We start from the raw sequence: 24,471 nt of genomic DNA, 5'->3' as shown, positions 1-24,471 counted from the left end.
ATCGAAGGGGGCATCCAAACATGGACGCCGAAAGGGGGTCAAACTTCAACGCCGATTGACAATTTCGGGTGAGCCGTGTCTTCGTCGGACATCGGCGTGGAGGACTCGCCGTCTCGGCGATCCTTGCCTGCGCAGGGTTTGCCGCCATCAATGGTTCATCCCTCGCAACCGCCGCGACCATGACGAAAATAGCCATGCCGGAGATGCGCAGGGAAGGATACGAAGCGAGTTTTGCCGCGGGCAGCATCGCCGCCGGCGGCACCCTCGGCATCATCATTCCACCGTCCGTCGCGATGCTGGTCTATGCAATCTTGACGGAGCAGGATGTCGCCACGCTCTTCATTGCGGGGATTCTTCCGGGCCTGCTTGCGGTTGCACTCTACAGTTGCGCGATCTGGATCGTGTCGTTTCGCCGACCCGAGGCATTCCCCGTTGCGCAGCGCACCGAGCGGCGAGAGCGGATGAGGGCGCTACGAGATGTTTGGGCGACGCTCTTGCTGTTTTCGCTCGTCTTCGGATCGATGTATCTCGGTATCGTCACCGTAGCCGAGGCGGCGGCCCTTGGGGCGGTCGGTACCATGATCATCGGCGTACTGCGGGGACGTCTGGACTTCCCCGCCATTCGCGAATGTCTGATCGAAGCCCTTCGCACGACGGCGTCGATCTTCACCATCGCAATCGGTGCATTCCTTTTCGGCTATTTCCTTGCAATCACTCGGACCACGCAGAATCTGACCGGCTTCATTATCGCTCTCGACATGGCGCCAGCGATGATCATGGCGTTGCTTCTGCTGGGTTACCTGCTGTTGGGCGCCTTCGTGGACGAAATCGCAATCGTCCTCCTGACCATCCCGATCGTATACCCTGCGGTCATCGCGATGGGGTTCGATCCGATCTGGTTTGGGGTCATTATCGTCATGACGGTCTCGATCGGTCTCATCTCACCGCCTGTGGGTATGAACGTATACGTCATCAACTCCATAGACCGAGAGATCGGTTTGGTCGGGATCTTCAAAGGTGTGATGCCTTTCCTTGCCGCCGACCTCGTCAGATTGCTTCTGCTCAGCATTTTTCCTGCATTTTCATTGCTCTTACCCAGCCTTATGCCCTGAGCGGTGCCAAGGCCAGAACGTATACGTAATGCGGTTACTATCGCCATCTGTAGCTCAAATATGGCGCAAACGTATACGTTATGACTTGAACTATCTTCTGTATGCTTTAAGAAAAAGCATATGGAGGAGACCGCCTTGAGCGAATCGGAAAACACAAAGTCCCAGACACTCACGGCCTTTCTCGGGCTGCGCGGGCTCATCGTGGATGGAACGCTCGCCCCTGGGTCTCGGGTGTCAGAGCCGCTGATCGTGGAGCGCTTCGGTGTGTCGCGTACGCCCGCGCGTGCCGCCTTGGCACAGCTTGCCGAAGAGGGGCTCCTCGCGAAGCGCGAGAAAAGCGGTTACGAGGTCAAATCGTATACGGAGCAGGATGTGTTCCAGGCGATCGAGATCCGCGGGATACTGGAAGGCATGGCCGCCCGTCTCGCTGCCGAAGCCGATGTTTCTGCTTCGCACCTTCAGGTGATGGAGAGCGTCGTGACGGAGCTCGATGATGTCGTGGGGCGTCTTACGACCGACAGCGAGCAGACCGAGTACGTCCACCTCAATAATGAATTTCACCGGCTTTTGCTGGAAGCGTCGGAAAGCGAGATGCTGGCCATGTCGCTGGAGCGGATAAAAGCGCTGCCATTCGGTTCGCCGAACGCTTTCGTTGAATCGCTTTCGCTTAACCATGCGGCGGTGAAGAAGGTGCTCATCATGGCGCAGGAGCAGCACCGCGCGATCGTGGAGTGCATCCGGAAAGGCGAAGCCACGCGGGCCGAACGGCTGGCACATGAACATTCCTTCTGCGCGGCGCGATATCTTCAGCTGTTGCGCGCGAAGGACGAACCCATTCCTTGGATTGCCGAGAAGGCGAAGAGAGCCAACAGGAAATAATAACCCGAAATCGCCGGCGCGCCCCACCGCTTTGACCTCGTCGAAAGCGAACGGAGATTCTGTGCCTGCTGTCAACTGGAGGAAGAAGAGATGAACCAAGTAGATACATTGAGGCGCACGCCGGAAGGCTATTTCACGACGCGATGGGGCCAGCCCGAGTACACCGACTGGCAGGATGAAAGCATGTCCTGGAAGGAAGGGTGCTACATAGGCGACTGGTCGTTCCTTTGGGAGCGCCGGTTCCGGGGCCCGGACGCGCTCAAGCTGTTCGCGGACACCTCGGTTAACAACTTCGAGAAGTTCGAGCTCAATCAGTCCAAGCACGTCATTCACACCGACGAGAATGGCAAGCTGATCGCCGAGGGCATCCTGACGCGGCTGGGCGAGGACGAGTTCATGCATTTCGGCCGGGGCACTTTCTGGGTCGACTACAAGATGCGCCACGGCGACTACAACGCGACGTCTGAAGCCGACGACTGGTTCAATTTTCAGGTTCAGGGGCCCGACGCGATCCACGTCGTCGAAAAGGCCTGCGGACAGAAGCTGCGCGACGTGAAGTTCATGTATAACGGCCACATCAAGATCGCTGGCTGCGACGTAGTGGCACTGCGTCAGGGCATGGCCGGTGAACTCGGGTTCGAGCTTCAAGGCGACATCAACAAAAGCCAGGAAGTTTACGACGCGATCCTCGAGGCCGGCCAGGAATTCGGCATCCGCAAACTTGGCGGGCGTGCGGCTTTCATCAACCACCTCGAAGCCTGCTTCCCGACCATCGTGACCGATTACCTCCCAGCGATCTTTGAACCGGAGATGGCCGGGTATCTTGAAGAGTTCCGTTCGGCGATGCCTGCCTTCGCCTCGACTTTCAACGTCGCGGGCAGCTTTGAGGGTCAGAAGGTTTCGGACTGGTATCGCAGCCCCGTTGAACTGGGCTGGGCCAATCGCATCCACCTTGGTCACGATTTCATCGGTCGCGACGCGCTGGCCGAAGAAAAAGCCAACCCACGCAGGGTGATCCGCACCCTGGTTTGGAACCCTGAGGACGTGATTAAGGTCTTCGCCTCGCTTTTCGGCAAGGAAACGCCCTACGACTGGATGGAAATCCCGCGGGATCAGCGCGGCTTCATGTACTGCGACCGGGTTCTGAAGAACGGCAAAGACGTCGGCACGACCACCTCGCGCGGCTACTCGTATTTCTTTCGGGAAATGCTCTCGCTTTGCACGATCGATGTGGCCGAGGCCGAGATTGGCAATGAGGTGGAAGTCGTATGGGGCAACCCGGGACACCCGCAGATCAACATCCGGGCCACCGTCCAACCCGCCCCCTATAAGCAGGACAACCGTCGAGCATCTTACTGACGTAGCAGCGTCCCGCTGCCTTGATGGGGCGCTGCATAGGACCGGCGGGCGCAAAGATGCGCTCGAACCGGATATTGGAAAGGGAGGACCCCATGAAACTCACGAAACTTCTACTAGCCGCCGCAGTGGCGGCCATTTCGACAGCGCCACTCATGGCCGAAACCGTCAAGGTCGGCGTGATCGGCCCCTTCTCGGGTCCGTTTTCAGGCTCGTTCGGAGAACCGTTCCGGCAAGGCGTGGAAACCTACGTTGCCATGAACGGGCAGCCAACAGAAGACATCGAGGTCGAGTTCATCTACCGCGACCTGCAAGCCCCTGATCCGGGGCGGGCGCGAGCCCTTGCGCAGGAACTGGTCGCGCGTGACGGAGTGCAATACTTGGCGGGCTTCGTGTTTACGCCGAATGCCATTGCGGCAGCGGGCATCTCTGCCCAAGCGAAAATACCTACGGTTATCTTCAACGCGTCGGCCTCGGCCGTGGTGTCGCAATCGCCGTACTACGTGCGCACTTCGAACACGCTTCCGCAAGTGTCCGTCCCGACGGCGCAGAACGCGCTCGAAAAGGGATACCGTACCGTGGTGACGGCCGTGAGCGATTACGGCCCTGGCGTGGATGCCGAAACCAGTTTCGTGAAAGCCTTCGAAGCGGGAGGTGGCGAGGTGCTAGAGACCATCCGCATGCCACTTTCGACGACTGATTTCGGCCCCTACCTGCAGTCGATCCAGTTGCAGGAGCCGGATGCGCTGTTCGTGTTCCTGCCCTACGGCCCGCCCACATACAGCTTCGTCAACGCTTACCGAAACAACGGTCTGGATGACGCGGGGATCGCCTTCGTCGGTACGTCCGAGACACAAGAAGTCGACCTGCAATCACTGGGTGAGGCTGCTATCGGGCTTGAAACCGGCTACTTCTACTCCGCTGCGCACGAGTCGCCTGAGAACGAGGCGTTCAAGGAAAAGCTCGCGGAGCTGTTCCCGGACGCAGAGCCGAACCCAGCCACGGTATCGGCTTTCGACGGCACTCATGCGCTCTACGAGATGATCCGCGCGACCGAAGGTCAGCCGGACCCGGACGCGGCCATCGCCGCCATCTCCGGAGCCAGCTGGGAAAGCCCGCGGGGCCCGATCACGATCGATGCCGAAACTCGGGATATCATCCAGAACGTGTATATCCGTGTGGTCGAGCAGGAAGAGAATGGTCGTCTCGTGAACCGCGAGATCAAGACCTACGAAGCACAGCCTGACTACGGCGTGCAGGACTAAGGGAACGGTCGCATGCTCTCGCTCATCGCAAGCATCCTGATCGACGGCATTTCGTACGGGCTCGTCCTGTTCATGGTGTCGGTCGGTCTTACGGTCACTCTTGGCCTCATGCGGTTCGTGAACCTTGCCCACGGGACGTTCGCGATGGTCGGGGGATATGCGGCCGCCACCTTTGTTACTGCGCTAGGACTACCCTACGTCCTCGCGCTGATTCTCGCGGCGGCGGTCGCGGGGATCATTGCCTTCGGCCTTGAAATCGCGCTCGTGCGCCGCGTCTATGCCCGGCCCGAGCTGGACCAGGTTCTGTTGACAATCGGCCTCGTATTCATGGGGATCGCCCTGTCGGGCATGATCTTTGGCAATTCCCTGGTCCCGATCCGTCTGCCGGAGTTTCTTCGCGGATCGACCGATCTCGGTTTCCGCAGCATGCCGACGCAGCGGTTCGTTCCCCTGGTTTTGGGGCTCTTGTCACTCGCGGGGATCTGGCTTCTGTTTGAGCGCACGCGTTTCGGCGTCAAACTGAGGGCGACCGTGGATAACCCGCGTGCCGCGGGTGAACTGGGGATCAACACCCGCCGGGTCTATGCCGCCGCATTCGCCATCGGCGCGGCGCTGGCCGGGCTAGGCGGGGTCGCCGGCGCGGAGCTCTTGCCTGTGGAGCCATATTATCCGCTGAAGTACCTCGTGCTCTTCCTTGCGGTCGTCGCCGTGGGCGGACCGGGCAATATGGCGGGCAGCTTCGTTGCCGCCATCCTGCTCGGGACAGTTGAAACCGCAGGCAAATACCTCGCCCCGGAATTCGCGACCATCGCGCTCTATGCACTCATGCTCATCGTGCTGAGCTGGCGGCCCGAGGGCCTGTTCCAGCGCAGCTCCAAGACCTAGGCCCGCCATGACAAACACCCAACGAACCCTTGGCGCCGCCGCGGTCATACCGATCGTCGCCGTGGCGCTGGTCGTGATCTTTCCTAACCAACAGGCGTTTCTGGCCCAGATCGCGATCACAGCGCTTCTCGTCCTGTCGCTCGATCTCGTTGTCGGCTTCGCGGGCCTTGCAACGCTGGGCCATGCGGCCATGTACGGTGCCGGGGCCTACGCCGCTGCGCTCTATTCCCTGCATGTCTGGGCCGAACCGTTGACCGGTCTTGTGGTAGGCATTCTTGCCGGCGGCCTCGTCGCACTGGTCTCGGCACTAATGCTGATGCGTGCCCACGGCCTGACCTTCCTGATGATGACCGTCGCGATCACGCAGATCATATACGAGATCGTCAACAAGTCGCGTGCCGTCACCGGCGGGGATGACGGGCTCTATGGCATCATGATGCAACCGCTCTTCGGCAGGTTCGAGTTCGATTTTTACGGGCGGCTCGCCTTTTGGTACGCGGCGGTCGTCCTGTGGCTTGTCTTCCTGCTTCTGCGTCACATCGCGGCCTCCCCCTTTGGTCTGACAGCCCGCGCGGTGCGCGATGACGGAGGTCGCGTGTCCTCCCTCGGCGGGGGTATTTTCGCCCACAGGGTCGCGCTTTACACCCTCTCCGGAGGTATCGCCGGCTTGGCAGGGGCGCTATCGGCCCAGACCGTGCAGGTGGTCGGGCTGAACACGCTGAGTGTCACGTATTCCGCCGAGATTCTTGTCATGCTCGTCATGGGGGGAACAGGTCGCCTCTGGGGCGCCTTGCTGGGAGCCTTGGTGTTCATGATGATCCACCATTACGCGGCAGAGGTCGATCCGGTCCGCTGGATGCTCTTCATCGGGGCGATGCTTGTCATGATCGTCCTGTTCCTGCCGAAGGGCCTGTTCGGTGGCCTCGAAGCCGCGGTGAACCGTCTGCGCGAAGGGGCACGGACATGAACAATCTTCTGGAAGTACGCAACCTGTCGAAATCCTTCGGTGGCTTGCAGGTTACCCGCAACGTGGATCTGACGATCGCCCCGGGCGACCGGGTGGCGTTGATAGGACCGAACGGCGCGGGAAAGACAACGCTCGTCAACTTGATCAGCGGTGTGCTGGACCCGACGGGCGGCGAGGTCATGCTCGACGGGAGCAAGGTCACGGCGCTGTCGCAACGGCAGCGCGCCCATCGCGGGTTGATCCGCACATTTCAGATTACGCGGTTGTTTCACAGCATGACTGTAGCGGACACGCTGCGCGTTGCCGCGATTCAGAAGAACGGCATGACCTATCGTTTCGGCTGGGGGGGTAGGAGCGCTGACCTGATCGAGAAGAGCGTCGAACGCGTGTTGACCGATCTGCGTTTGCAAGATCGCCGGGACAATGATGTCAGCCTGCTTGCCTACGGCGAGCAGCGACTGGTGGAGCTTGGCGTCGCGCTGATCATGGAGCCGCGCGTGCTCATGTTGGATGAGCCGGCGGCGGGTGTTCCGCAAAGCGAAAGCCACATCATCATGGACGCGATCGAAAACCTGCCAGCGGAGCTGGGGGTCCTGTTCATCGAGCACGACATGGACCTCGTATTCCGCTTTGCACGTCGCATCATCGTTCTGGTGAGTGGCGGGGTGTTCTGCACGGGAACCCCGGACGAAATCGCAGCGAACGAGGACGTGCGGGCAATGTATCTGGGTGAGGCAAGCTGATGGCGAAGGAAATCGCATGGAACAGCGTTGATGCGGGCTATGGTCGCACTGTTGCGGTGGAAGGTATCACGGTGCGGCTCAGCGCCGGTGAGAAACTGGGCATTCTCGGGCGCAACGGGGCAGGAAAGACCACGATCCTGCGCGCCATGATGGGGGACGCTAAAGTCCACCACGGAACGGTCGAAATCTACGGGGTCGACGTAACCGGCATGCCGGCCTACCAACGCAATCAACTTGGTGTCGCGGTCGTGCCGCAGACTCGTGACGTGTTCCGGTCGCTTACGGTGCGCGAAAACCTCATTGTCGCCAGCGCCGAGCGCGATCGGACCAAGCTGGCGGTGAAACTGTTCCCCAGGCTTGGCGAGAGGATGCAGAATCTCGGCGCCGATCTCAGCGGCGGCGAACAGCAAATGCTGTCCATCGCACGGGCAATCATGACGAAGCCCGACTTTTTAATGCTGGACGAGCCGCTCGAAGGTCTTTCGCCAACCCTGGCGCAAGACGTCATGAAGTCGGTACGGAAAATGGTCGAGGAAACAGGCCTCGGCTGCGTCCTTGTCGAGCAGCACGTGGCCACCGTTCTGGATTTCTGCGACCGCGCATTGGTAGTGCAGCGGGGTCAGATGGTCTTCTCGGGCACGACCGATGAGTTGCGCGGCCGGCCGGACGTGCTGGAAAGTGCTATCGGCTTGTCGGCCGTCTCTTCAGAAAACGAATAGGAGACGCCTACGGCACAGACCAATGTTATCACCCTGGCATCGTCGACGCACTAAGCACGATCCTCGCCGTCACGGAGCGAACATCAACCAAGCCGACTGGTCTTGACTCCTGATACTGATCAGAAATGAGTGCGAAATTTTTGGGGTTCCGTTATTTGAGCCGGCCGGACATGATTTCTATCCTGTTGCTCCAGTTGTAGCGCAGCTTGCCGTATCTGCGCGCGAGCGGCGATTAAAGGCGGCGAGCGTACTTCGCTAGCGCAGGCGGAACATGCGCGACTCATTCCCAAATCGCATGAAGGGCCTCGCCGGAGCCGCGTGATCATTGCCGATCGCCCCCGCCATTCGTCCTTGCGATGTCGTCCGCGATGGTCTCCCGAAGCCAGTCGCGAAACGCGACGAGCGGCGGGTAGTTCTCCATCTGCTGCTGGTAGACCAGGTATCCGACGCTACGCGACTTAACCGCCATGTCGGAAACCGTTACCAGCCGACCCTTGGCGAGGTCGTTTTTGATCAGTTGGACCGGCGCGAGCGCGATGCCTAGTCCGCGTGATACCGTCTGCAGGAACATCGTGTAGTTCTCGAACGTGAGCAGAGGGCGGGACCGCAGCCCGGGCAGAGCTGGGATCTCGAAAAGGCTCGCCCAGATGACGCGTTCGGTGACGTGCAGCAGAACGTGGGTCTGGCGGAGCATGTCCTTGTCGTCGGCAAGCACGGCTTCGGCAATTTCAGGTGTCGCGATGGCGCGAAGATCCAGTTGGATCAGCCGTTCTCAACGAGCATCCCCCCCCCCCCGGAACTTCTCAATGACGGCAGGAAGGATGCCGGGGCCGGAGCGAGGTTGCGAGGGAATGCGGGTCGAGAATTCGACCGTGACGTCCGGGTGAACGTCTTCGGCCTCAAACGATCCCTCGTCGCACCGTTCGACCGCACGATCGACGATGACGCCATCTGGTCGTCCCGCTTCGACTTCGTGATGGTGCGCACGGGCACAGAAGCACTGTGATATGGACTTGCCCGGGTTTTGCGGAGAGCGTTTTCAGGTCAAAGGGTAGCAACTGAAAAGCGAACACATAGGCGGAAACAACTTTTCCATAACTCTTGACAACAAATTAGCAATCTAAATATATGTTCTCCGGCGCCCACGATCCGTATGACGCGGGGTTCGGCGGGAGCGCTTGAAGGAGGTGGTTCATGACGGATCTGACCATGCGCGTCGAAGCTCGGCGGCCGTTGACCGAGCAGATTTGCGAATTCACGCTCGCCCCGTTGGACGGTGCCGAGCTGCCGACGTTCGAGCCCGGGGCGCACGTGACGATAGAGACGCCATCGAAGGCGATGCGCCGGTATTCGCTGATCAATGATGGCAGCGCCCCGGAGGTGTACAAGATCGCGGTCAAGCGGGAGCCGGAATCGCGTGGGGGATCTGCGTCCATGCACGACGAGGCGACCGTCGGCACGGAACTGCGTGTCGAGCCGCCCGAGAATGATTTTCCCATGGGCGAGGCGAACGAATATCTGCTGATCGCCGGTGGGATCGGGGTGACGCCGATCTACTCCATGGCGCAGCAACTCGATCGCGAGGGCAAGCCCTTCAATATCATCTACTGCACGCGCAGCCCGGAGGACACGGCATACCTCGACGAGATGCGCGCAGCTTTCGGGGATCGTCTTCTGGTGCATCACGACGAAGGCGACCCGGAGAAGGTCTACGATTTCTGGGACCATTTCGAAGAGCCCAAGAACATGCATGTCTATTGCTGCGGGCCCGCGCCATTGATGGAGGAGATCGAGGCGATCTCCGGCCACTGGCCGGAGGGGCGCGTGAACTTCGAAGACTTCAAGCCGGTTGACGTGGTGCGCGAAGACGACAAGGCATTTGACGTTGTGCTCGAAAAGTCCGGTAAGCGCGTCACGGTTCCTGAGGATCGGTCGATCCTCGAGGCGCTGCGTGATGCGGGCGTGGCAACAGTGAGTTCGTGCGAAAGCGGCACTTGCGGCACGTGCAAGACGCGCTTGCTCTCGGGCGAGGTAGACCATCGCGACATGGTGCTCATGGACGAGGAGAAGTCCGAAAACATCATGATCTGCGTGTCGCGAGCCAAAGAGGGGGAACTCGTTCTTGACCTCTGACGCCGTCCGCATCGGCGTGGCGGGCCTGGGCCGCGCATTCATGTTGATGCTGCCCACCTTCCGCGCCGATACGCGAGTGCGACTGGTGGCCTGCGCCGCGCCGCGGGCCGAGAGCCGAGATGCCTTCGAGGCGGAGTTCGGCGGCACGGGGTATTCGGACGTGGAAGCGATGGCCGCCGATCCGGAGGTGGAAGCAATCTATGTCGCGACCCCGCATCAGATGCATGCCGAACACGTCGAGGCTGCGGCGCGTCATGGCAAACACATTCTCGTCGACAAGCCCCTGGCAGTCACGCTCGACGATGCCGATCGGATGGTGAATGCGGCCGAAGACGCCGGAGTCCACTTGATCGTGGGACCAAGTCACAGCTTTGATGCGCCGGTCCTGCAGGCGCGGGCGGTGATCGACAGCGGCGCGCTGGGCGCCGTGCGGATGGTGCAGGCCTTCAACTACACGGATTTCCTCTACCGTCCCCGCCGACCCGAAGAGTTGCGCACCGAAGAGGGCGGTGGCGTGTTGTTCAGCCAGGGCGTCCACCAGATCGACATCGTGCGGTTACTCTGCGGCGGACTCGGGCGCAGTGTCTCGGCGATGACAGGGGCCTGGGACCCGACGCGTCCGACGGAAGGCGCCTATTCCGCCCTCATGGACTTCCATGGCGGCGCCTTCGCCACTCTGACCTATTCGGGATACGCCCACTTCGACAGCGACATCTGGATGAACAATGTGGCCGAACTCGGTGGCGACAAGTCACCGGAAGTCTACGGCCGCGCCCGTAGGGCGCTCGAGGGGCTCGACGCCGAGGCGGAGGCTCGCCTCAAGACCACGCGGACCTATGGCGCCGGAGACGCCCCGCCGACCGCGCGTCACCATGAACATTTCGGCCCGGTCATCGTGCTCTGCGACCGGGGTGACCTGCGCCTCACTCCCGACGGTGTGGAGGTTTTCGGCGACTTCGCGCGGCACTTCGAGGAGACGCCACTGAGCACTGTCCCGCGCGAGACAGTGATCGATGCGCTGGTGGCCGCGGTGCGGCACAACAAACCTCCGGCGCAGACGGGGCGTTGGGGGCGGGCGAGCCTCGAGGTTTGCCACGCAATCCTGCACTCGGCCGAAACCGGCGTGGCGGCCGAACTCACGCGCCAATGCGGAATTTATAAGGAGGAGATGACACCTTGAGCGACCTGACCCTTTCCCTCGCCATGGGCAACTACGACCGGACCCGGGCCATCGTCGACGGTCGCGTCAAGATCGACGGGGTGGACCCGGTTCCGATGCTGCTTTCGCCCGAGGAGATGTTCTTCCGCGCCTTCCGCCACCAGGCCTTCGACATTTCGGAACTGTCGCTTTCGTCGTACTCCATCTCTGTTGCACGCGGTGACCCGCACTACGTTGCGATCCCGGTGTTCCTGAGCCGGGCATTCCGCCACACCTCGGTCTACATCCGCACCGACAAAGGCATCGAGAAGCCGGAAGACCTGAGGGGCAAGCGGATCGGCATCGCCGAATATCAGCTTTCGGCCAACGTCTGGGTGCGTGGCATCCTAGAGGAAGACTTCGGTGTGCGTCCGTCGGATGTCACGTGGGTGCGCGGCGGCATGGACACGCCGGGCCGTCCGGAGAAGATCAAGGTCGACCTGCCGGAAGATGTGACCGTTGAGGCGGCGCCGGAGGGTGCCACCCTGAACGGCATGCTGGAAGCGGGCGAGATCGACGGGTTCATCGGTCCGCGCTGGCCGCGCTGCTTTGCCGAAGGGCATCCGCACGTGGGCCGGCTGTTCTCCGACAGCGTGAGCGCTGCCGAAGATTTCTACCGACGTACCAAAGTGTTCCCGATCATGCATGTGCTCGGAGTGCGCCGCACCCTGGCGGACCAGCACCCTTGGCTTCCCGGCGCTCTGCTCAAGGCATTCTCGGAATCGAAAAAGCTGGCGCAGGACGCGCTGCAGGATACCTCGGCGACCAAGGTCACGATGCCCTTCGTCGAGGATAACCTGAACCGGGCGCAGGCGCTGATGGGGCAGGACCCCTGGACATACGGCGTCGTTGGCAATGCGCACGTGCTTGAGAAGTTCCTCGGCTATCACCACGCGCAGGGACTGTCGCCGAGACACGTTTCGGTGGACGAGTTGTTCCATCCGTCGACGCAAGAAGCCTACAGCCTTTGAAAGGGGTGCAAGATGAGTGAACTGAAGCCCGGAGACGTGCTGGAAATCACCACCGACGGCGGACTTGCTTACGTGCAGGTCACGCATATGCACCCGAGTTACCCGCCAGTGGTTCGCGCGCTGGACGGGCTCCACGAAGATCGTCCCGCGGATCTTGGTACCCTGGTCGCGGGTGAGACCCGGTTCATGGCCATGATCCCGGTCGACCGGGCTCTGGCGCAGGCTGGCGCCGCGTGCAGTTTCGTGGAAAACGTCGCCGTGCCCGAGGCGTACAGCGCGTTCCCTACCTTCCGTATGCCGATCCGCGACAAGCAGGGCGAGATCGTCTACTGGTGGTTCTGGGACGGGCGCGGGCTGTCATACGACGCCGAACTGGACGCCGAGCAAGCCAAGTTGCCTCTGCGTGAAGTGATGTCCGGAAAGCGTTTCCTGCAACTCTTGAGCGACATGGCGGTCTGAACCTGCAGAGACGTCGTGGCGACGTCGCCGACGGCCGATATGGCACGAAACGACAAATTCATGGGCGTGGCTTCTGGGAGAGGGCGCGCGCCCGACAAACGGGGAGGAGACCTGTGATGGGCGAGTCATCGCGCCTCGATATCGAGGCATCGCTGCCGAAACACCGTGATCTCTATTACGGTGGGCGCTGGCACAAGCCGAGCGCGGGCGGTTACGAAGACACGGTGAATCCGGCGACCGGCAAGGCCTTGGCACCCGTCGCCGTGGCCACTCAGGCCGACGTCGATGCTGCCGTGGTTGCCGCGGATGCAGGCTTTCGCGAATGGCGCGATGTCGCACCGCTGGAGCGGGCCCGGATTCTCAAGGAAATCGCCGCGCGGCTGCGCGAACACGGCGACGAGTTGGCGCTGATCGACGCGGCCAACTGTGGCAATCCTTACACCGAGATGCGAGGGGACGCGGGCGTCGCCGCCGCGCAAATGGAATTCTTCGCCGGCCTCGTGACCGAGATGAAGGGCGACACGATCCCGATGGGCCCCGAGCGGGTGAACATGACCACGCGAGAGCCGATGGGGGTGGTGGCGCGCATCCTCGCATTCAATCATCCGTTCATGTTCTGTGGAGGCAAGATGGCCGCGCCGCTGGCGGCAGGTAATGCGGTTATCATCAAGCCGCCAGTCCAGGCGCCGCTTTCGGCACTGCGGCTGGCGGAAATCGTCGAGGACTTGCTGCCCGCTGGCGTTTTTTCCGTTCTGCCGGGTGGCACCGAAGCGGGTGCTGGTCTGGCTGCGCATCGGGACGTCGCCAAGGTGACCCTGATCGGATCGGTGGGCGCGGGCCGGGCCGTGATGCATGGCGCCAGCGACACGATAAAGCCGGTACTTCTGGAACTTGGCGGTAAGAACGCTCTGATCGCCTATCCGGACAGTGATCCAGACAAGGTGGCGGACGCGATCGTCGCGGGGATGAACTTCGGCTGGTGCGGCCAATCCTGCGGTTCGACCAGCAGAGCGTTCCTTCACGACGAGTTGCACGACGCCGTTGTCGAGCGGCTGGCCGATAAGGTAAAGCGCTTCAAGCCTGGCATTCCCACCGAGGAAGGCACCACGATGGGCTCGCTGGTCAGCAGGGCGCATTTCGACCGGGTCATGGGCTTCATCGACAGCGCGAAGCAGGAAGGCGCCCGTGTCGTGGCCGGTGGCCATGCCGTCACGGACGGGCCGCTCGAGGACGGCTGCTTCATCGCGCCCACGATCTTCGCCGACGTGACCCCCGGGATGACCATCGCCCGCGAAGAGATCTTCGGTCCCGTCCTGGCGGTGCGACGTTGGTCCGACGAAGCCGAGATGCTGTCGGAGGTCAACGGGCTCGACGTGGGGCTGACGTGCGCGATCTGGAGCCGCGATCTTTCCACGGCGCACCGGGCCGCGAACCGGGTCGAAGCCGGGTTCGTCTGGATCAACGAGGTGGGGCGCCACTTCCTCGGCGCGCCCTTCGGCGGTGTGAAGCAGTCGGGGATCGGGCGCGAGGAGGGTATCGGCGAACTGATGTCCTTCACCCACGAAAAGAACATTCACATCAACCTGGGCGGTCAATGAAGCCCGCGCCCGAGGAGGATCGCCCGATGCGCGACGAAATCGACCGCCCGGTTCCTTGCGAGACCACCGACGTATACGGCAGCGATGCCATCGCATTGATGATGCGTGAGCTGGGCACGCCCTACGTCGCGCTGAACCCGGGATCCAGCTTTCGCGGTCTGCACGACAGTATCGTGAACCACTTGGGGAACCGTGATCCCAAGATGCTGCTGTGCCTGCATGAAGAACACGCAGTGGCGATCGCGCACGGCTGGGCCAAGGTGACCGAGCAACCCCTGGGCGTGATCCTGCACGCCAACGTGGGGCTCATGCATGCGGCGATGGCACTATATAACGCCTGGTGCGACCGGGTACCGATGCTTGTCTACGGCGCTACCGGACCGGTCGATGCGGCCAAGCGGCGGCCGTGGATCGACTGGTTGCATACCTCGCGGGACCAGGCGGCGGTGGTGCGTCCTTACGTGAAGTGGGACGACCAGCCGGCCTCGCTTGATGCCTCGCTGGCATCCATGCTGCGCGCCGCGTCGATCACGGCCACGCCCCCGATGGCGCCCACCTATGTCTGTTTCGACGTGAGCGTTCAGGAAGAAAAGCTGGATGTCCTGCCGGCGCTTCCCGACCCGGCGCGCTACGCGGCCCCGCAGCTTCCTGCTGTTGCCGCGCCGGATGCGAAAAAGTTGTGGGACATGCTCGAGGGCGCAGAGGCGCCGGTTTTCCTGATGGGGCGGGTTTCACGCGATGGCCGAGACTGGGAGCGCCGGGTTGCGCTGGCCGAACGCTTCGGCGCCAGGGTGGTGACCGACATCAAGGTCGCGGCCGCCTTCCCGACGCGCCATCCGCTGCATGCTGGAGCGCCGGGCTACTTCCTCTCGCCCGAAGCGGGCAAGGTGATCGCGGACGCGGATCTTGTCGTTTCCTTCGACTGGGTCGACCTTGCGGGGACACTGGATCAGGCCGGGTTGAAGCCCGGCGCGACCCGCGTGGTTAACGTGACGCTCGAGCCCTTTCTTCAGAACGGTTGGTCGCTGGACCACCAGGCGATGCCAGCCACGGATTTCACGCTATTGGCGCGCCCCGATGATGTGGTCAAAGCGCTTTGCGACATCGGTCACGTCGCGGAGCAGGGCGAACAGGCGCTCTTGGTCGCTGATCCCAAGCCACGGGCGAAAGGCGAAATCTCAGTCGACAGCCTTGCAGACGCCTTGGCCCTGGCGGTGCGGGGGCATGAGCCCAGCTACCTGCGGTTGACGCTCAGCTGGAACGGCGAGAAATGTGACTTCGCGGCACCCTTGGATTACCTCGGCTACGATGGCGGTGCCGGCATCGGCTCTGGCCCCGGCATGGCGGTCGGCTCTGCCTTGGCGCTGCGCGGGCAGGGGCGTTTGCCGGTTGCAGTGCTGGGGGACGGGGATTTCCTGATGGGCTGCACGGCGCTATGGACGGCCGTGCATCACGAGGTGCCCTTGCTGATCGTGGTGGCCAACAACCGGTCCTACTTCAACGACGAAATCCACCAGGAGCGTGTTGCCCGCGACCGCGGCCGCCCCGTCGAAAACAAGCACGTAGGCCAGGCCATCGACGAGCCGGACATCGATATCGCCGCCATGGCGCGCGCCCAGGGGGCCGAGGCCTTCGGTCCCGTGGACAGGATGGAAGACTTGGGCGAGGTATTTGCCGAGGCGATCGCCGCGGTCGGCCGTGGATCCGTCGCGGTGGTCGACGTCCGCGTGCGTCCCGGCTACAGCGAGGCAATGGCGGCAGGAATGACGCAGGAATGAGCGGGTATGCTCATTCCTTTAGGGGTCAATCACGGTTTCGCAACGTGCACTTGCCAGACCCGGACTGAACGGCCATCCTGCGCTTCACTGCCCGGTCCGGCCGGAAGAGGATTTTCGATCAAGGGGTTGATCTGCGATGAGCGATGAAATTTCGGCAGGGGGTAAGACGCCGGCCCCCAAGGCCGGCGGAGCCCCGGATTACGACGAAGAACGTCTCGCTCGTCTCATCCGGCTCGCCGCGCGGTCTTTCAACCGTTCGCTTCAGATGCGCCTGACCAGCGAAGGTGTGACCTTCGGGCAATGGATTTTCCTTCGCATTCTTTGGAAATCGGACGGCCTGTCGCAACGTGAACTGGCCGAGCGCGCAAACCTCACGGAGCCCACGACCCACACCGCGCTTCTTCGGATGGAGGAGCAGGGCTTCATCGCACGGCGCAACGTCGGCGATAACAAGCGGCGCGTGCATGCCTTTCTGACCGAGCGTGGCTGGGAATTGCGCGACGTGCTTGAGCCGATGGCGGTGGAGAGCAACGATATCGCGGTCAAGGGGTTAAGCGAAGTCGAAGTGAAGGTCCTGCGACACGGTTTGACGACCATCATCCGCAATCTCGAACAAGATGAGAAAGATGGTGCTGCGCGCGGACTTCGTGTCCCGCCGACCCGATCACTGGCCAAGATTTGACGGGCGTCGCCGGGGTGTCGGCGCGACCGTGTCCGGATTGGGTTGACCATATTTGAGTGGCCGTGTGGGAGCGTTTATGCAACCATCACGGGAGCGGTGTCGGGCGAAATCTAGCAATAGTTTGAAGCTATAATTGAGATATCTAATTTCTTGACGTGGCAAAATATCGCAGCTAGGAAAGTAGACGTCTAATATTCTCGCGTGTTCAGGCGGGTCGGCCCGCGGTCACGTCCGGATGGAGACACGAACCGAGAATCGCTGGGAGGCGATTCATGCAAAACTAAGGGAGGAGACTCATGAAGTACTCGATTCTGGCCGCGACGCTCGGCCTCGCGATCTCATCGACGGCGGTGTCCGCCGATCCTGTGAACCTTACCCTGTCGGGTGGCAGCCCGGGTGGCCTGTGGTCGCTTCTGGGTGCCGGCATCGACCGTGCCGTCAAGGCCGACGACGGCGATTCTGTCGTCACGTATCAGGCGACCGGTGGCGGCTTCGCCAACATCGGTCTTCTTGGCAGTGACCGGACCGACTTGGGCCTGTTGCACGACGCCGAAGCGCAGATCGCTCTCCAGGGCGGAGAGCCGTTTGCTGAGCCCATCGAGAACATGCGTGCCATCGGCTACATGTACAACTGGGCGCCGATGCACTTCTTCCTCGATAAGGCCGTGGCCGAGGAGTACGACATCGACAGCCTCGACGACATCGCCGGCAGCGGCGCGGCGCTTCGCATCGGCATCAACCGCTCGGGCAACATCACGTCCAATGTGGCGTTGTTCATGCTGGAAGAGGCGGGCGTGACCGAGGAAAGCCTCACAGATGCCGGCGGGCAATTCGTGCGTGCGGGTGCCAACGAGCAGGCGGACCTGATTCAGGATGGTCGTCTCGACATGATCACGAACGGGATCTTCATCAACCACTCGTCGTTCCGCTCGGTGGACGAGAACAACGACGTCATTCTGCTCGAAGTTCCGGAAGACGTGGTCACGGCCACCAATGAGGAATTCGGCACCGGCACGATGACCATCCCGGCCAGTAGCTACTCGAACCAGGAAGCGGATGTGACCACTTCCGCGCTCGGCGCGCTGCTCGTGGCCAATGACTCCATGTCCGAAGAGACCGCCTACTCGTTGGCAAGCTCGCTGGTGAAAAACATCGACGAAGTGCGCGCCGTGCACAGCTCGATGAAGCAACTTTCGCCCGAGCTTCTCGCCACGCCCAGCGTGCTCGAGTTCCACCCGGGTGCCGCGAAGGCATATGAGGAAGCGGGGCTGATCAAGTGATTGGTTCTCTCGTCGCCACCGGCCGCAGGCGCAAGCTTGCGGCAGGTTCGCAGCGAGTGTTGATCGTCGTCGCGGCGGTTTTCGCGGCCTGGGTCATCTACGCGAACCTGTTCACGATCTCGGATCCACTCATCCTGGGGATTCTCTTCGTCTGCGGCATCTACACGATCATGTTCGGCGCAATCGGGGCCACGCCTCGTGCGCCGGACCACATCCCGCTCTACGATTGGGCGCTGTCGGCGCTGAGCTTGGCGTGCGGGATATTCTTTTTCGTAAACGCGAGCGCTATTGCTGACCGGATCAGCCTTCTGCATGCCTTCACACCGGCGCAGCTGTTTTTCGGCACCGCGTTGCTACTACTAACGTTGGAGGCCACCAGGCGCACCACCGGGCTCGGTCTGACCGGTGTCGTCGTGCTCTTTCTGGTCTACAACTTGTTCGGCTACCTGCTGCCCCCTCCCTTCGGGCATGGCGTAGATGAATTCAGCTACCTTCTGGATATTCTCGTCTTCACGACCGATGGCGTCTTCGGTGTTCCGATCCAGGTCGTCGCGAGCTATGTCTTCCTGTTCGTCATGTTCGGGACATTCCTGTCGAAGGCCGGCGGTGGAGAGTTCTTCTTCAACATCGCATCGTTGGTCACTGGCCGGTCGCGCGGTGGTCCCGCCAAGATCGCGGTCATCTCTTCCGGCCTGTACGGCACGATGTCCGGCAGCCCTACGTCGGACGTGGTGGCCACCGGCTCAATCACGATCCCGGTCATGAAGCGGTTGGGGTACCGCGCGCGCTTCGCCGCCGCGGTCGAGGTCGCGGCCTCCACCGGTGGCAGTGCCATGCCGCCGATCATGGGGTCTGCTGCCTTCATCCTCGCCGAATACACCGGCGTGGCCTACCAGCAGGTGGTCTTCGCCGCGCTGGTCCCCGCGCTTCTATATTATATGGGCGTCTTCACACAGGTGCACCTGCGAGCGGTTCGTCTCAACCTGCGCCCCTCGGACGACGAGATTCCGACGGCGAAAGAGACCTTCCGCACCGGCTGGGTCTTCCTGATCCCCATCGCGGGGATCGTCGCGGCGCTGGTCGCAGGCTATTCACCCACTTTCACCGCAGGCGCCGGCGTCGTCGGTGCCGTCGTTGCCTCCATGCTGACGAAGGCGACACGCTTGCGGCCCTGGCAAATCGTCGAAGGGCTCGGCGAGACCACGCTGCGGATTCTGCCGGTCGCGGGTGCCTGTGCGGCCGCCGGCCTGGTGATCGGCGGCCTGTCGATGACCGGTCTCGGCATGAAAGCGGCCAACGTGATCCTGACGATCAGTAATGGCCAGCCCGGTGTGACACTGGTGATCGCGGCCATCGTGACGATCATTCTCGGCCTCGGAATGCCGACGCCCAGTGCCTACATCCTCGCCGCCGTTCTGGTGGGGCCGGCGCTGGCAAAACTCGGATTCCCGATCCTCCAGAGCCATATGTTCCTGCTCTACTACGCCGTGTTGTCGGCGCTGACACCGCCGATCGCAGTCGCGGCTCTCGCGGCCGCGGCGATCGCGGACGAGGATCCATTCAAGATCGCGTTTTCGGCGGTGCGGCTGGCAGTCGTCGGTTTCCTTCTGCCCTTCGCCTTCGTGTTCAACCCCGGTCTGCTTTTGCTGTCGGATCCGCTGTTCAATGTCATCGCGGTGTCTGGCGGGGTGCTGGCCACGCTGGCGATCGCGGTGTCGGTGGAAGGCTCAATCGGGTTGCCGCTGGGGCGCGTGGAACGACTGGTGCTGACATTGGCTGCGGCCGCCGCCGTGATGCCTTTCACGCTCGTGGCGTTGGGCGGGATTCTGGTGATCCTCGCATTCGCCGGACGTTACGCCCTGCTGATGCGCGGCGGTGGCCCACAGAAAGAGACCAGTGCCTGAGAAAGGCCGGGCGCGGTTCTTGCGCCCGGCCGACCGAATGACTTCTACCGATGCTGATACAAAGGAACAGACGTGGCCGAAACGCGCGCAACATCGACCCCGAGAACTCCGCCTTTCTGGAAACGTTGGGCCATTAGTATGCTCGCGGTCTACCCGCCGCTTGTGCTACTCGTATACGCCTCGCGCAGCCTACTAAAAGGCGTGCCTACACCGGCCGTACTTTTTCTGGTTGCCCTGTGCCTGACAGGATTGTCCACTGGGTTGATCCTTCCCTTTCTGCACCGCTGTCTCGCAGGCTGGCTGCAGCGATGACGCCGCCGGCCTAGCTTGACAAAAAAAATTAGATAGCTAAGAATAGATGTGGAAAATTTCTGCACTTGCTGGAGGAGAACGACATGCTGACATATGAAGAAAACGAGCTGCTGACGCGAGTGACCGGGGATGCCCCGATGGCAAAGCTCATGCGCCAGCACTGGACACCCGTCTGTCTCATCGAAGAGGTAGCCGAGAACGACGGCAAGCCGCTACGCGTCGAGGTTCTGGGGGAGAGCTATGTCGCTTTCCGCGACACCAAGGGCCGCTTGGGCATGCTCGACGAGCTTTGTCCGCATCGCAAAGCGTCGCTGGTTTATGGCCGCAACGAGGATTGCGGACTGCGCTGCCTCTACCACGGCTGGAAGATGGATGTGGATGGCAACGTGGTTGCGATGTCTTCCGAACCGGAAGGCAGCCCCCTCATGGACAAGGTCAAAGCACGCGCCTACCCGGTGCGCGAGTGGGGCGGTTTCGTTTGGGCCTGGCTTGGCGACCGCGACGAGATGCCGGAGTTCCAGCCGCCGGCCTTCGCCCCCGAGGAAGACACGAAGGTTTCGATCCTCAAGATCCGCGTGCCGGCTAACTGGGCGCAGATCCACGAAGGTCAAATCGACAGCGCGCATAGCTCGTCGCTGCACTCCTCCAACATGGTTCCGGCGCGGGTCGAAGGCGCTTCGTCGGACGAAAAGTCCTGGTATCGGCCATCGACGGACAAGTCGCCGCGGATGCAAACCGAGACCACAAGTTACGGTTTCCACTACGCCGCGATCCGCAAGCCGATCAAGAACGCGAAGACCCACAACTACCTGCGGATCACCGAGTTCGTGGCACCTTACTATTCGTTGATCCCGCCGAACAACAACTACAAAGTGGCCAGCGTGATCGTGCCGATTAACGATGACGAGACCGCCTTCCACTTTATCGCGTTTGGTGGTCCGAACGTGCCCTCGACGGAGGAATGGCGCAAGTTTGCCCATGCGGTACCGGGGGTCGATGTCGACGACAAGTGGCGGCCCGTGCGAACGCTGGAAAACGATTTCCTGCAAGACCGCGAACGTATGGCGGAAGGGCATTTTACAGGGGTCGACGGCATCCCTAACGAGGATATCGTCATGTGGGTGTCCATGGGGAGCCGCGTGCAGCGCGAAACCGACACGCTCGGCGCCTCGGACCTGGCAATCGTGGAATTCCGCCGCCTTATGGTGGATGCGGCGCAGAAGGTCGCCGAAGGCGGTCGTGCCATCGGCACCGACGCCGAAGTGCCGCAAGCGCTGATAGCCTCGCATGAGGGCGTCTATTCCAAGGACGTCGACTGGCGCACCCTGGTCAACCCGAAGGCTGACTCGCAGGCCGCCGAATAGGGTTCCCTTTCAAAGCAGGGCGTTCACAGGGCGTGAGGAGCACTCGCGCCCTGTGTGATTGGCGCCCGTAACTCAATACGAAGGACTTCAAACCGTGAATACCGCTGCTTCTGTTCCTAACATCATCCTTGAGCCGATGGTGCGCAACGCGATCATGGAGGATATGGGAACTGCCGGTGACGTAACGACGCGCGCAGTTCTTCCGGAGGGCACCCAGTACAATGCGGAAATGGTCGCCCGGCAGGACGCCGTGGTCTCCGGGATGCAACTGGCAGCGCTTGCCTTTCGCCTGATCGACCCCGAACTGCGCGTTGAGACGATCGTTGCCGATGGTTCCGCATGCAAGGCCGGCGATACCCTGATGAAGATCGAAGGTGCGGCCGCCTCCATTCTCGCGGGGGAACGCGTAGCCTTGAATTTTGCTGGTCGCCTGTCGGGAACGGCTACGATGACGGCCTCATACGTGAAGGCGGTGTCGGGGACCGGGACCCGCATTACTTGTACGCGCAAGACCACGCCGGGCCTGAAGCTGGCCGAAAAGCTCGCCATTCTTCATGGCGGGGGCCACAATCATCGATTTTCCTTGTCCGACGCGATCCTGATCAAGGACAACCACATCGCCGCGGCAGGCGGTGTTACGCAGGTGCTGGAGGCCGTCAAAAAGCACGCCGGGCACATGGTCGTGGTCGAGATTGAAATTGACGGGTTGGACCAGCTCGACGAGGTGATCAAGGTCGGTGGCGCCGACGTTGTTCTTTTCGACAACATGACGAGCTCGGACATGGCGGAAGCCGTGAAGCGAATTGACGGACGAATGAAAACCGAGGCCAGCGGCAATGTCCGGTTGGACCGCCTGCGTGAAATTGCCGAGACCGGCGTCGATTATATTTCTTCAGGCGCGTTGACCCATTCGGCCGGCACGGTGGACTTCGGCCTCGATTTTTGATTGGCCCGGCCAAAGCCACGCCTTTCAGTGTGTCCGAGTTGAGTCCAATTGCCTGGGCCCGTACCGGTTGGCGCGTCAGCGTGCTGTAAGCCAACCATTCAGGGCCCGGGTAAGCCAAGGAACGATGAACGCGGTGGTGAGGCCGGTCAGGATCACCGCGACGATCAACAACCCCAGGGCTTGGGGAACGCGTGAGGTGAGCGGGGACAACACCGTCACCAGGACGATGAGTGCCGGATAGACCGCCAGAAGGCTGACGGCCCAACGCTTCCAGAACAGGGGTGGGCGTGGTGTGCTTGGGAGTGAGCCAACCGGCTCGAACCAGATATTCGCCCCGGCAGCCTGTTGACGTGAAACGTCCGTTATCGCCAGGGCCTCGATGTCGACCAAGGCGGCCGCGCGCTTCGGCGAGTTGCGCCACGCATCAAGCGCTGCGCTGTCCCGGAATCTCACCACGACGTAGAAATCCGTGCCCAACCCGCCCTCGCGGCGGATGACGTCGAGGCTCTTGAAGCCTTCTGTCTGAACAAGCACCTCATTCAGCTTCTGCAGCAACTCCGCGCACCTGTCACCGTCGCGGTGCCGCACGCGAAGTGCCACCAGAAGGCTATTCTGCCGATCTTCAAGCAATCTTGCATCGACCATGTAGGCTGTCTCCAACTGAGCTTGAGCATGTTTCTAAAGGTAAGACTGGACCTATAGCTCCTTGTAGCTGATAGCCGCACGGGATTTAACAATTTCCTTACATATCTAAATTTACGCGGTGAAACCTGTTAGTTCTGTCCACGCTCTCGGTGCGAAAGTCGAAGGCTTGTTCGATATGCGCGTGTCCTTCGTCCGATGATTTGAGACACGAGCGCCTGATCTCGAAGGGAGGGTCTTGAGCTACCCCCCGTAATTCGGACAGTGACGTAAACTACGATTTGCAGTCTGCTGATCTTCGACGAGAAGAAGATCAGAGATGTCGAAACGCAAGGAGCACGCGCCCGAGTTCAAAGCGAAGGTCGCGCTGGAAGCCCTGAAAGGTGAAGAAACGGCGGCCGAGCTGGCGAGCCGGTTCGGAGTGCATCCGACGATGATCCATCAATGGAAGCGCGCCTTGCTCGAAGGCGCGTCCGGCGTGTTTGAGCGCGGCGGCCGCAAGAGACCCGAGATCTACGAAGAGCCGGTGAAGGAGCTCCACGCCAAGATCGGGGAGCTGGCGGTGGCCAACTCTTTTTTGGAACGAAAGCTGAAGCCCTGGGGCGGGAAGTGAGGCGCGGCATGATCGAGCCTCACCATCCCCGGCTGTCCATCGGTCAGCAGTGCAAGCTGCTGTCGATCGCGCGCTCGTCCTATTACTACGCGCCGAAGGGAGAGACCGAACAGAACCTCGGCCTGATGCGGCAGATCGACGAGCAGTTCCTGGAGGCCCCGTTCTTGTATGTCCGTTTCCCGCTCTCGCTTCGAAATGTCGAGGACCTGCTCCACGAACGCGGCGTCGATGTGAGCCACGAAACGGTCCGATATTGGTGGCACAGGTTCGGACCGCTTTTCGCGGCCGAGATCCGCAAGCGTCGGAGTGAGGGAATGCAGTCCAGTCGCTGGTGGTGGCACCTCGACGAGATGTTTGTGAAAATCAACGGTGAACGCTGTTAGCTATGGCACGCGGTCGATCATGAAGGCGAGGTGCTCGAAAGCTTTGTGACCAAGACCCGGGACCGGAAGCCGCCATGAAATTCATAAGAAAAGCAATGCGCAAGCATGAGCGCGCAGATGAGATCGTGACCGACCGATTGCGCTCCTACCGGGCCGCGCTGAACGATCAGGGCGCCACCCATCGGCAGACCTGCGGTCACTGGCTCAACAACCGGGCAGAAAATTGACACCTGCCGTTCCGACGACGGGAAAGCGCCATGTGTCAATCGGCATTGAAGTTTG

Annotated in this window: 23 protein-coding genes and 1 pseudogene; 22 read left to right on the top strand and 2 right to left on the bottom strand. The window is 61.6% G+C overall.

Annotated elements, in window-relative coordinates:
* Positions 1–68: 68 nt before the first annotated feature.
* From B2585_RS16425 to B2585_RS16390, 8 genes are all read left to right on the top strand, one after another.
* Positions 69–1,112: a TRAP transporter large permease gene (locus B2585_RS16425; protein WP_287438013.1), complete on the top strand. Its 1,044-nt coding sequence runs from the start codon at positions 69–71 to the stop codon at positions 1,110–1,112.
* 120 nt (positions 1,113–1,232) lie between these two features.
* On the top strand, positions 1,233–1,991 hold the full coding sequence (locus tag B2585_RS16420) for a GntR family transcriptional regulator (protein WP_292025015.1): 759 nt from the start codon (positions 1,233–1,235) through the stop codon (positions 1,989–1,991).
* A gap of 90 nt (positions 1,992–2,081) precedes the next feature.
* A complete protein-coding gene (locus B2585_RS16415; protein ID WP_161349830.1) occupies positions 2,082–3,350 on the top strand; it encodes an aminomethyl transferase family protein in 1,269 nt (422 codons plus the stop codon).
* A 92-nt stretch (positions 3,351–3,442) separates the two neighbouring features.
* On the top strand, positions 3,443–4,612 hold the full coding sequence (locus B2585_RS16410) for an ABC transporter substrate-binding protein (protein ID WP_287438011.1): 1,170 nt from the start codon (positions 3,443–3,445) through the stop codon (positions 4,610–4,612).
* 12 nt (positions 4,613–4,624) lie between these two features.
* Complete coding sequence (locus B2585_RS16405) at positions 4,625–5,497, top strand: branched-chain amino acid ABC transporter permease (RefSeq protein ID WP_138421435.1); 873 nt, start codon at positions 4,625–4,627, stop codon at positions 5,495–5,497.
* Positions 5,498–5,504: 7 nt separating this feature from the next.
* Positions 5,505–6,464, top strand: coding sequence for a branched-chain amino acid ABC transporter permease (locus tag B2585_RS16400; protein WP_138421436.1), 960 nt, complete (start codon positions 5,505–5,507; stop codon positions 6,462–6,464).
* Entirely contained in the window at positions 6,461–7,207 is a 747-nt protein-coding gene (locus B2585_RS16395) for an ABC transporter ATP-binding protein (RefSeq protein ID WP_161349831.1), read from the top strand. Before B2585_RS16400 ends, B2585_RS16395 begins: the two co-directional genes overlap by 4 nt.
* Positions 7,207–7,926 carry an ABC transporter ATP-binding protein gene (locus B2585_RS16390; RefSeq protein ID WP_287438010.1) on the top strand — a complete coding sequence of 240 codons (720 nt, stop codon included), beginning with the start codon at positions 7,207–7,209 and terminating at the stop codon, positions 7,924–7,926. Before B2585_RS16395 ends, B2585_RS16390 begins: the two co-directional genes overlap by 1 nt.
* Before the next feature lie 322 nt (positions 7,927–8,248).
* Here B2585_RS16390 and B2585_RS16385 read toward each other — a convergent pair whose 3' ends face one another.
* Positions 8,249–8,641, bottom strand: a complete 393-nt coding sequence (locus B2585_RS16385) for a LysR substrate-binding domain-containing protein (protein ID WP_161349833.1) — start codon at positions 8,639–8,641, stop codon at positions 8,249–8,251.
* Here B2585_RS16385 and B2585_RS16380 point away from each other — a divergent pair.
* From B2585_RS16380 to nadC, 12 genes are all read left to right on the top strand, one after another.
* On the top strand, positions 8,591–8,932 hold the full coding sequence (locus B2585_RS16380; RefSeq protein WP_292025016.1) for a hypothetical protein: 342 nt from the start codon (positions 8,591–8,593) through the stop codon (positions 8,930–8,932). The two genes, B2585_RS16385 and B2585_RS16380, sit on opposite strands and share 51 nt — an antisense overlap.
* Positions 8,933–9,120: 188 nt before the next feature.
* On the top strand, positions 9,121–10,059 hold the full coding sequence (locus tag B2585_RS16375; RefSeq protein ID WP_287438009.1) for a PDR/VanB family oxidoreductase: 939 nt from the start codon (positions 9,121–9,123) through the stop codon (positions 10,057–10,059).
* On the top strand, positions 10,049–11,239 hold the full coding sequence (locus tag B2585_RS16370) for a Gfo/Idh/MocA family oxidoreductase (RefSeq protein ID WP_287438008.1): 1,191 nt from the start codon (positions 10,049–10,051) through the stop codon (positions 11,237–11,239). Before B2585_RS16375 ends, B2585_RS16370 begins: the two co-directional genes overlap by 11 nt.
* A complete protein-coding gene (locus B2585_RS16365; protein ID WP_287438007.1) occupies positions 11,236–12,228 on the top strand; it encodes an ABC transporter substrate-binding protein in 993 nt (330 codons plus the stop codon). Before B2585_RS16370 ends, B2585_RS16365 begins: the two co-directional genes overlap by 4 nt.
* A gap of 12 nt (positions 12,229–12,240) precedes the next feature.
* Entirely contained in the window at positions 12,241–12,687 is a 447-nt protein-coding gene (locus tag B2585_RS16360; protein ID WP_161349836.1) for a hypothetical protein, read from the top strand.
* A gap of 116 nt (positions 12,688–12,803) precedes the next feature.
* Positions 12,804–14,285, top strand: coding sequence for an aldehyde dehydrogenase family protein (locus B2585_RS16355; protein ID WP_138421442.1), 1,482 nt, complete (start codon positions 12,804–12,806; stop codon positions 14,283–14,285).
* Positions 14,286–14,311: 26 nt separating this feature from the next.
* Entirely contained in the window at positions 14,312–16,063 is a 1,752-nt protein-coding gene (locus tag B2585_RS16350; protein WP_138421443.1) for a thiamine pyrophosphate-binding protein, read from the top strand.
* Between the two features lie 265 nt (positions 16,064–16,328).
* Entirely contained in the window at positions 16,329–16,745 is a 417-nt protein-coding gene (locus B2585_RS16345) for a MarR family winged helix-turn-helix transcriptional regulator (RefSeq protein ID WP_292025014.1), read from the top strand.
* A gap of 296 nt (positions 16,746–17,041) precedes the next feature.
* On the top strand, positions 17,042–18,025 hold the full coding sequence (locus B2585_RS16340; RefSeq protein WP_292025013.1) for a TAXI family TRAP transporter solute-binding subunit: 984 nt from the start codon (positions 17,042–17,044) through the stop codon (positions 18,023–18,025).
* Between the two features lie 56 nt (positions 18,026–18,081).
* Positions 18,082–19,929, top strand: coding sequence for a TRAP transporter permease (locus tag B2585_RS16335; protein ID WP_235888905.1), 1,848 nt, complete (start codon positions 18,082–18,084; stop codon positions 19,927–19,929).
* Positions 19,930–20,324: 395 nt separating this feature from the next.
* Positions 20,325–21,605: a Rieske 2Fe-2S domain-containing protein gene (locus tag B2585_RS16330; RefSeq protein WP_287438004.1), complete on the top strand. Its 1,281-nt coding sequence runs from the start codon at positions 20,325–20,327 to the stop codon at positions 21,603–21,605.
* A gap of 136 nt (positions 21,606–21,741) precedes the next feature.
* Positions 21,742–22,551 (top strand): carboxylating nicotinate-nucleotide diphosphorylase, encoded by an 810-nt coding sequence (gene nadC / locus B2585_RS16325; RefSeq protein WP_414674065.1) that lies wholly within the window; start codon positions 21,742–21,744, stop codon positions 22,549–22,551.
* 75 nt (positions 22,552–22,626) lie between these two features.
* Here the strand turns inward: nadC and B2585_RS16320 are convergent, their stop codons facing one another.
* Positions 22,627–23,196: an antibiotic biosynthesis monooxygenase gene (locus B2585_RS16320; protein WP_287438002.1), complete on the bottom strand. Its 570-nt coding sequence runs from the start codon at positions 23,194–23,196 to the stop codon at positions 22,627–22,629.
* Positions 23,197–23,512: 316 nt separating this feature from the next.
* Between B2585_RS16320 and B2585_RS16315 the strand changes: the two genes are divergently transcribed.
* The gene (locus tag B2585_RS16315; RefSeq protein ID WP_138421450.1) at positions 23,513–23,806 is read left to right on the top strand and encodes a transposase; all 294 of its coding nucleotides are present in this window, start codon (positions 23,513–23,515) and stop codon (positions 23,804–23,806) included.
* A gap of 125 nt (positions 23,807–23,931) precedes the next feature.
* Positions 23,932–24,413: pseudogene (locus B2585_RS16310) on the top strand (IS6 family transposase); the annotation flags it as partial.
* Positions 24,414–24,471 lie beyond the last annotated feature (58 nt).

It is taken from the genome of Maritimibacter sp. UBA3975, assembly GCF_002384975.1.
GTDB lineage: Bacteria > Pseudomonadota > Alphaproteobacteria > Rhodobacterales > Rhodobacteraceae > Maritimibacter.
The sequence above is the reverse complement of the archived record's forward strand: the minus strand, read 5'-3'. Positions and strand labels throughout refer to the sequence as shown.

What these genes read in the sequence shown, in the direction of transcription:
- B2585_RS16400 (WP_138421436.1), top strand. Translation starts at nt 5,505, where the DNA reads ATGACAAACACCCAACGAACCCTTGGCGCCGCCGCGGTCATACCGATC.
- B2585_RS16315 (WP_138421450.1), top strand. Translation starts at nt 23,513, where the DNA reads ATGTCGAAACGCAAGGAGCACGCGCCCGAGTTCAAAGCGAAGGTCGCG.
- B2585_RS16345 (WP_292025014.1), top strand. Translation starts at nt 16,329, where the DNA reads ATGCGCCTGACCAGCGAAGGTGTGACCTTCGGGCAATGGATTTTCCTT.
- B2585_RS16410 (WP_287438011.1), top strand. Translation starts at nt 3,443, where the DNA reads ATGAAACTCACGAAACTTCTACTAGCCGCCGCAGTGGCGGCCATTTCG.
- B2585_RS16355 (WP_138421442.1), top strand. Translation starts at nt 12,804, where the DNA reads ATGGGCGAGTCATCGCGCCTCGATATCGAGGCATCGCTGCCGAAACAC.
- B2585_RS16375 (WP_287438009.1), top strand. Translation starts at nt 9,121, where the DNA reads ATGACGGATCTGACCATGCGCGTCGAAGCTCGGCGGCCGTTGACCGAG.
- B2585_RS16350 (WP_138421443.1), top strand. Translation starts at nt 14,312, where the DNA reads ATGCGCGACGAAATCGACCGCCCGGTTCCTTGCGAGACCACCGACGTA.
- B2585_RS16420 (WP_292025015.1), top strand. Translation starts at nt 1,233, where the DNA reads ATGGAGGAGACCGCCTTGAGCGAATCGGAAAACACAAAGTCCCAGACA.
- B2585_RS16390 (WP_287438010.1), top strand. Translation starts at nt 7,207, where the DNA reads ATGGCGAAGGAAATCGCATGGAACAGCGTTGATGCGGGCTATGGTCGC.
- B2585_RS16320 (WP_287438002.1), bottom strand. Translation starts at nt 23,196, where the DNA reads ATGGTCGATGCAAGATTGCTTGAAGATCGGCAGAATAGCCTTCTGGTG.
- B2585_RS16360 (WP_161349836.1), top strand. Translation starts at nt 12,241, where the DNA reads ATGAGTGAACTGAAGCCCGGAGACGTGCTGGAAATCACCACCGACGGC.
- B2585_RS16330 (WP_287438004.1), top strand. Translation starts at nt 20,325, where the DNA reads ATGCTGACATATGAAGAAAACGAGCTGCTGACGCGAGTGACCGGGGAT.
- B2585_RS16405 (WP_138421435.1), top strand. Translation starts at nt 4,625, where the DNA reads ATGCTCTCGCTCATCGCAAGCATCCTGATCGACGGCATTTCGTACGGG.
- nadC (WP_414674065.1), top strand. Translation starts at nt 21,742, where the DNA reads ATGGTGCGCAACGCGATCATGGAGGATATGGGAACTGCCGGTGACGTA.
- B2585_RS16340 (WP_292025013.1), top strand. Translation starts at nt 17,042, where the DNA reads ATGAAGTACTCGATTCTGGCCGCGACGCTCGGCCTCGCGATCTCATCG.
- B2585_RS16415 (WP_161349830.1), top strand. Translation starts at nt 2,082, where the DNA reads ATGAACCAAGTAGATACATTGAGGCGCACGCCGGAAGGCTATTTCACG.
- B2585_RS16395 (WP_161349831.1), top strand. Translation starts at nt 6,461, where the DNA reads ATGAACAATCTTCTGGAAGTACGCAACCTGTCGAAATCCTTCGGTGGC.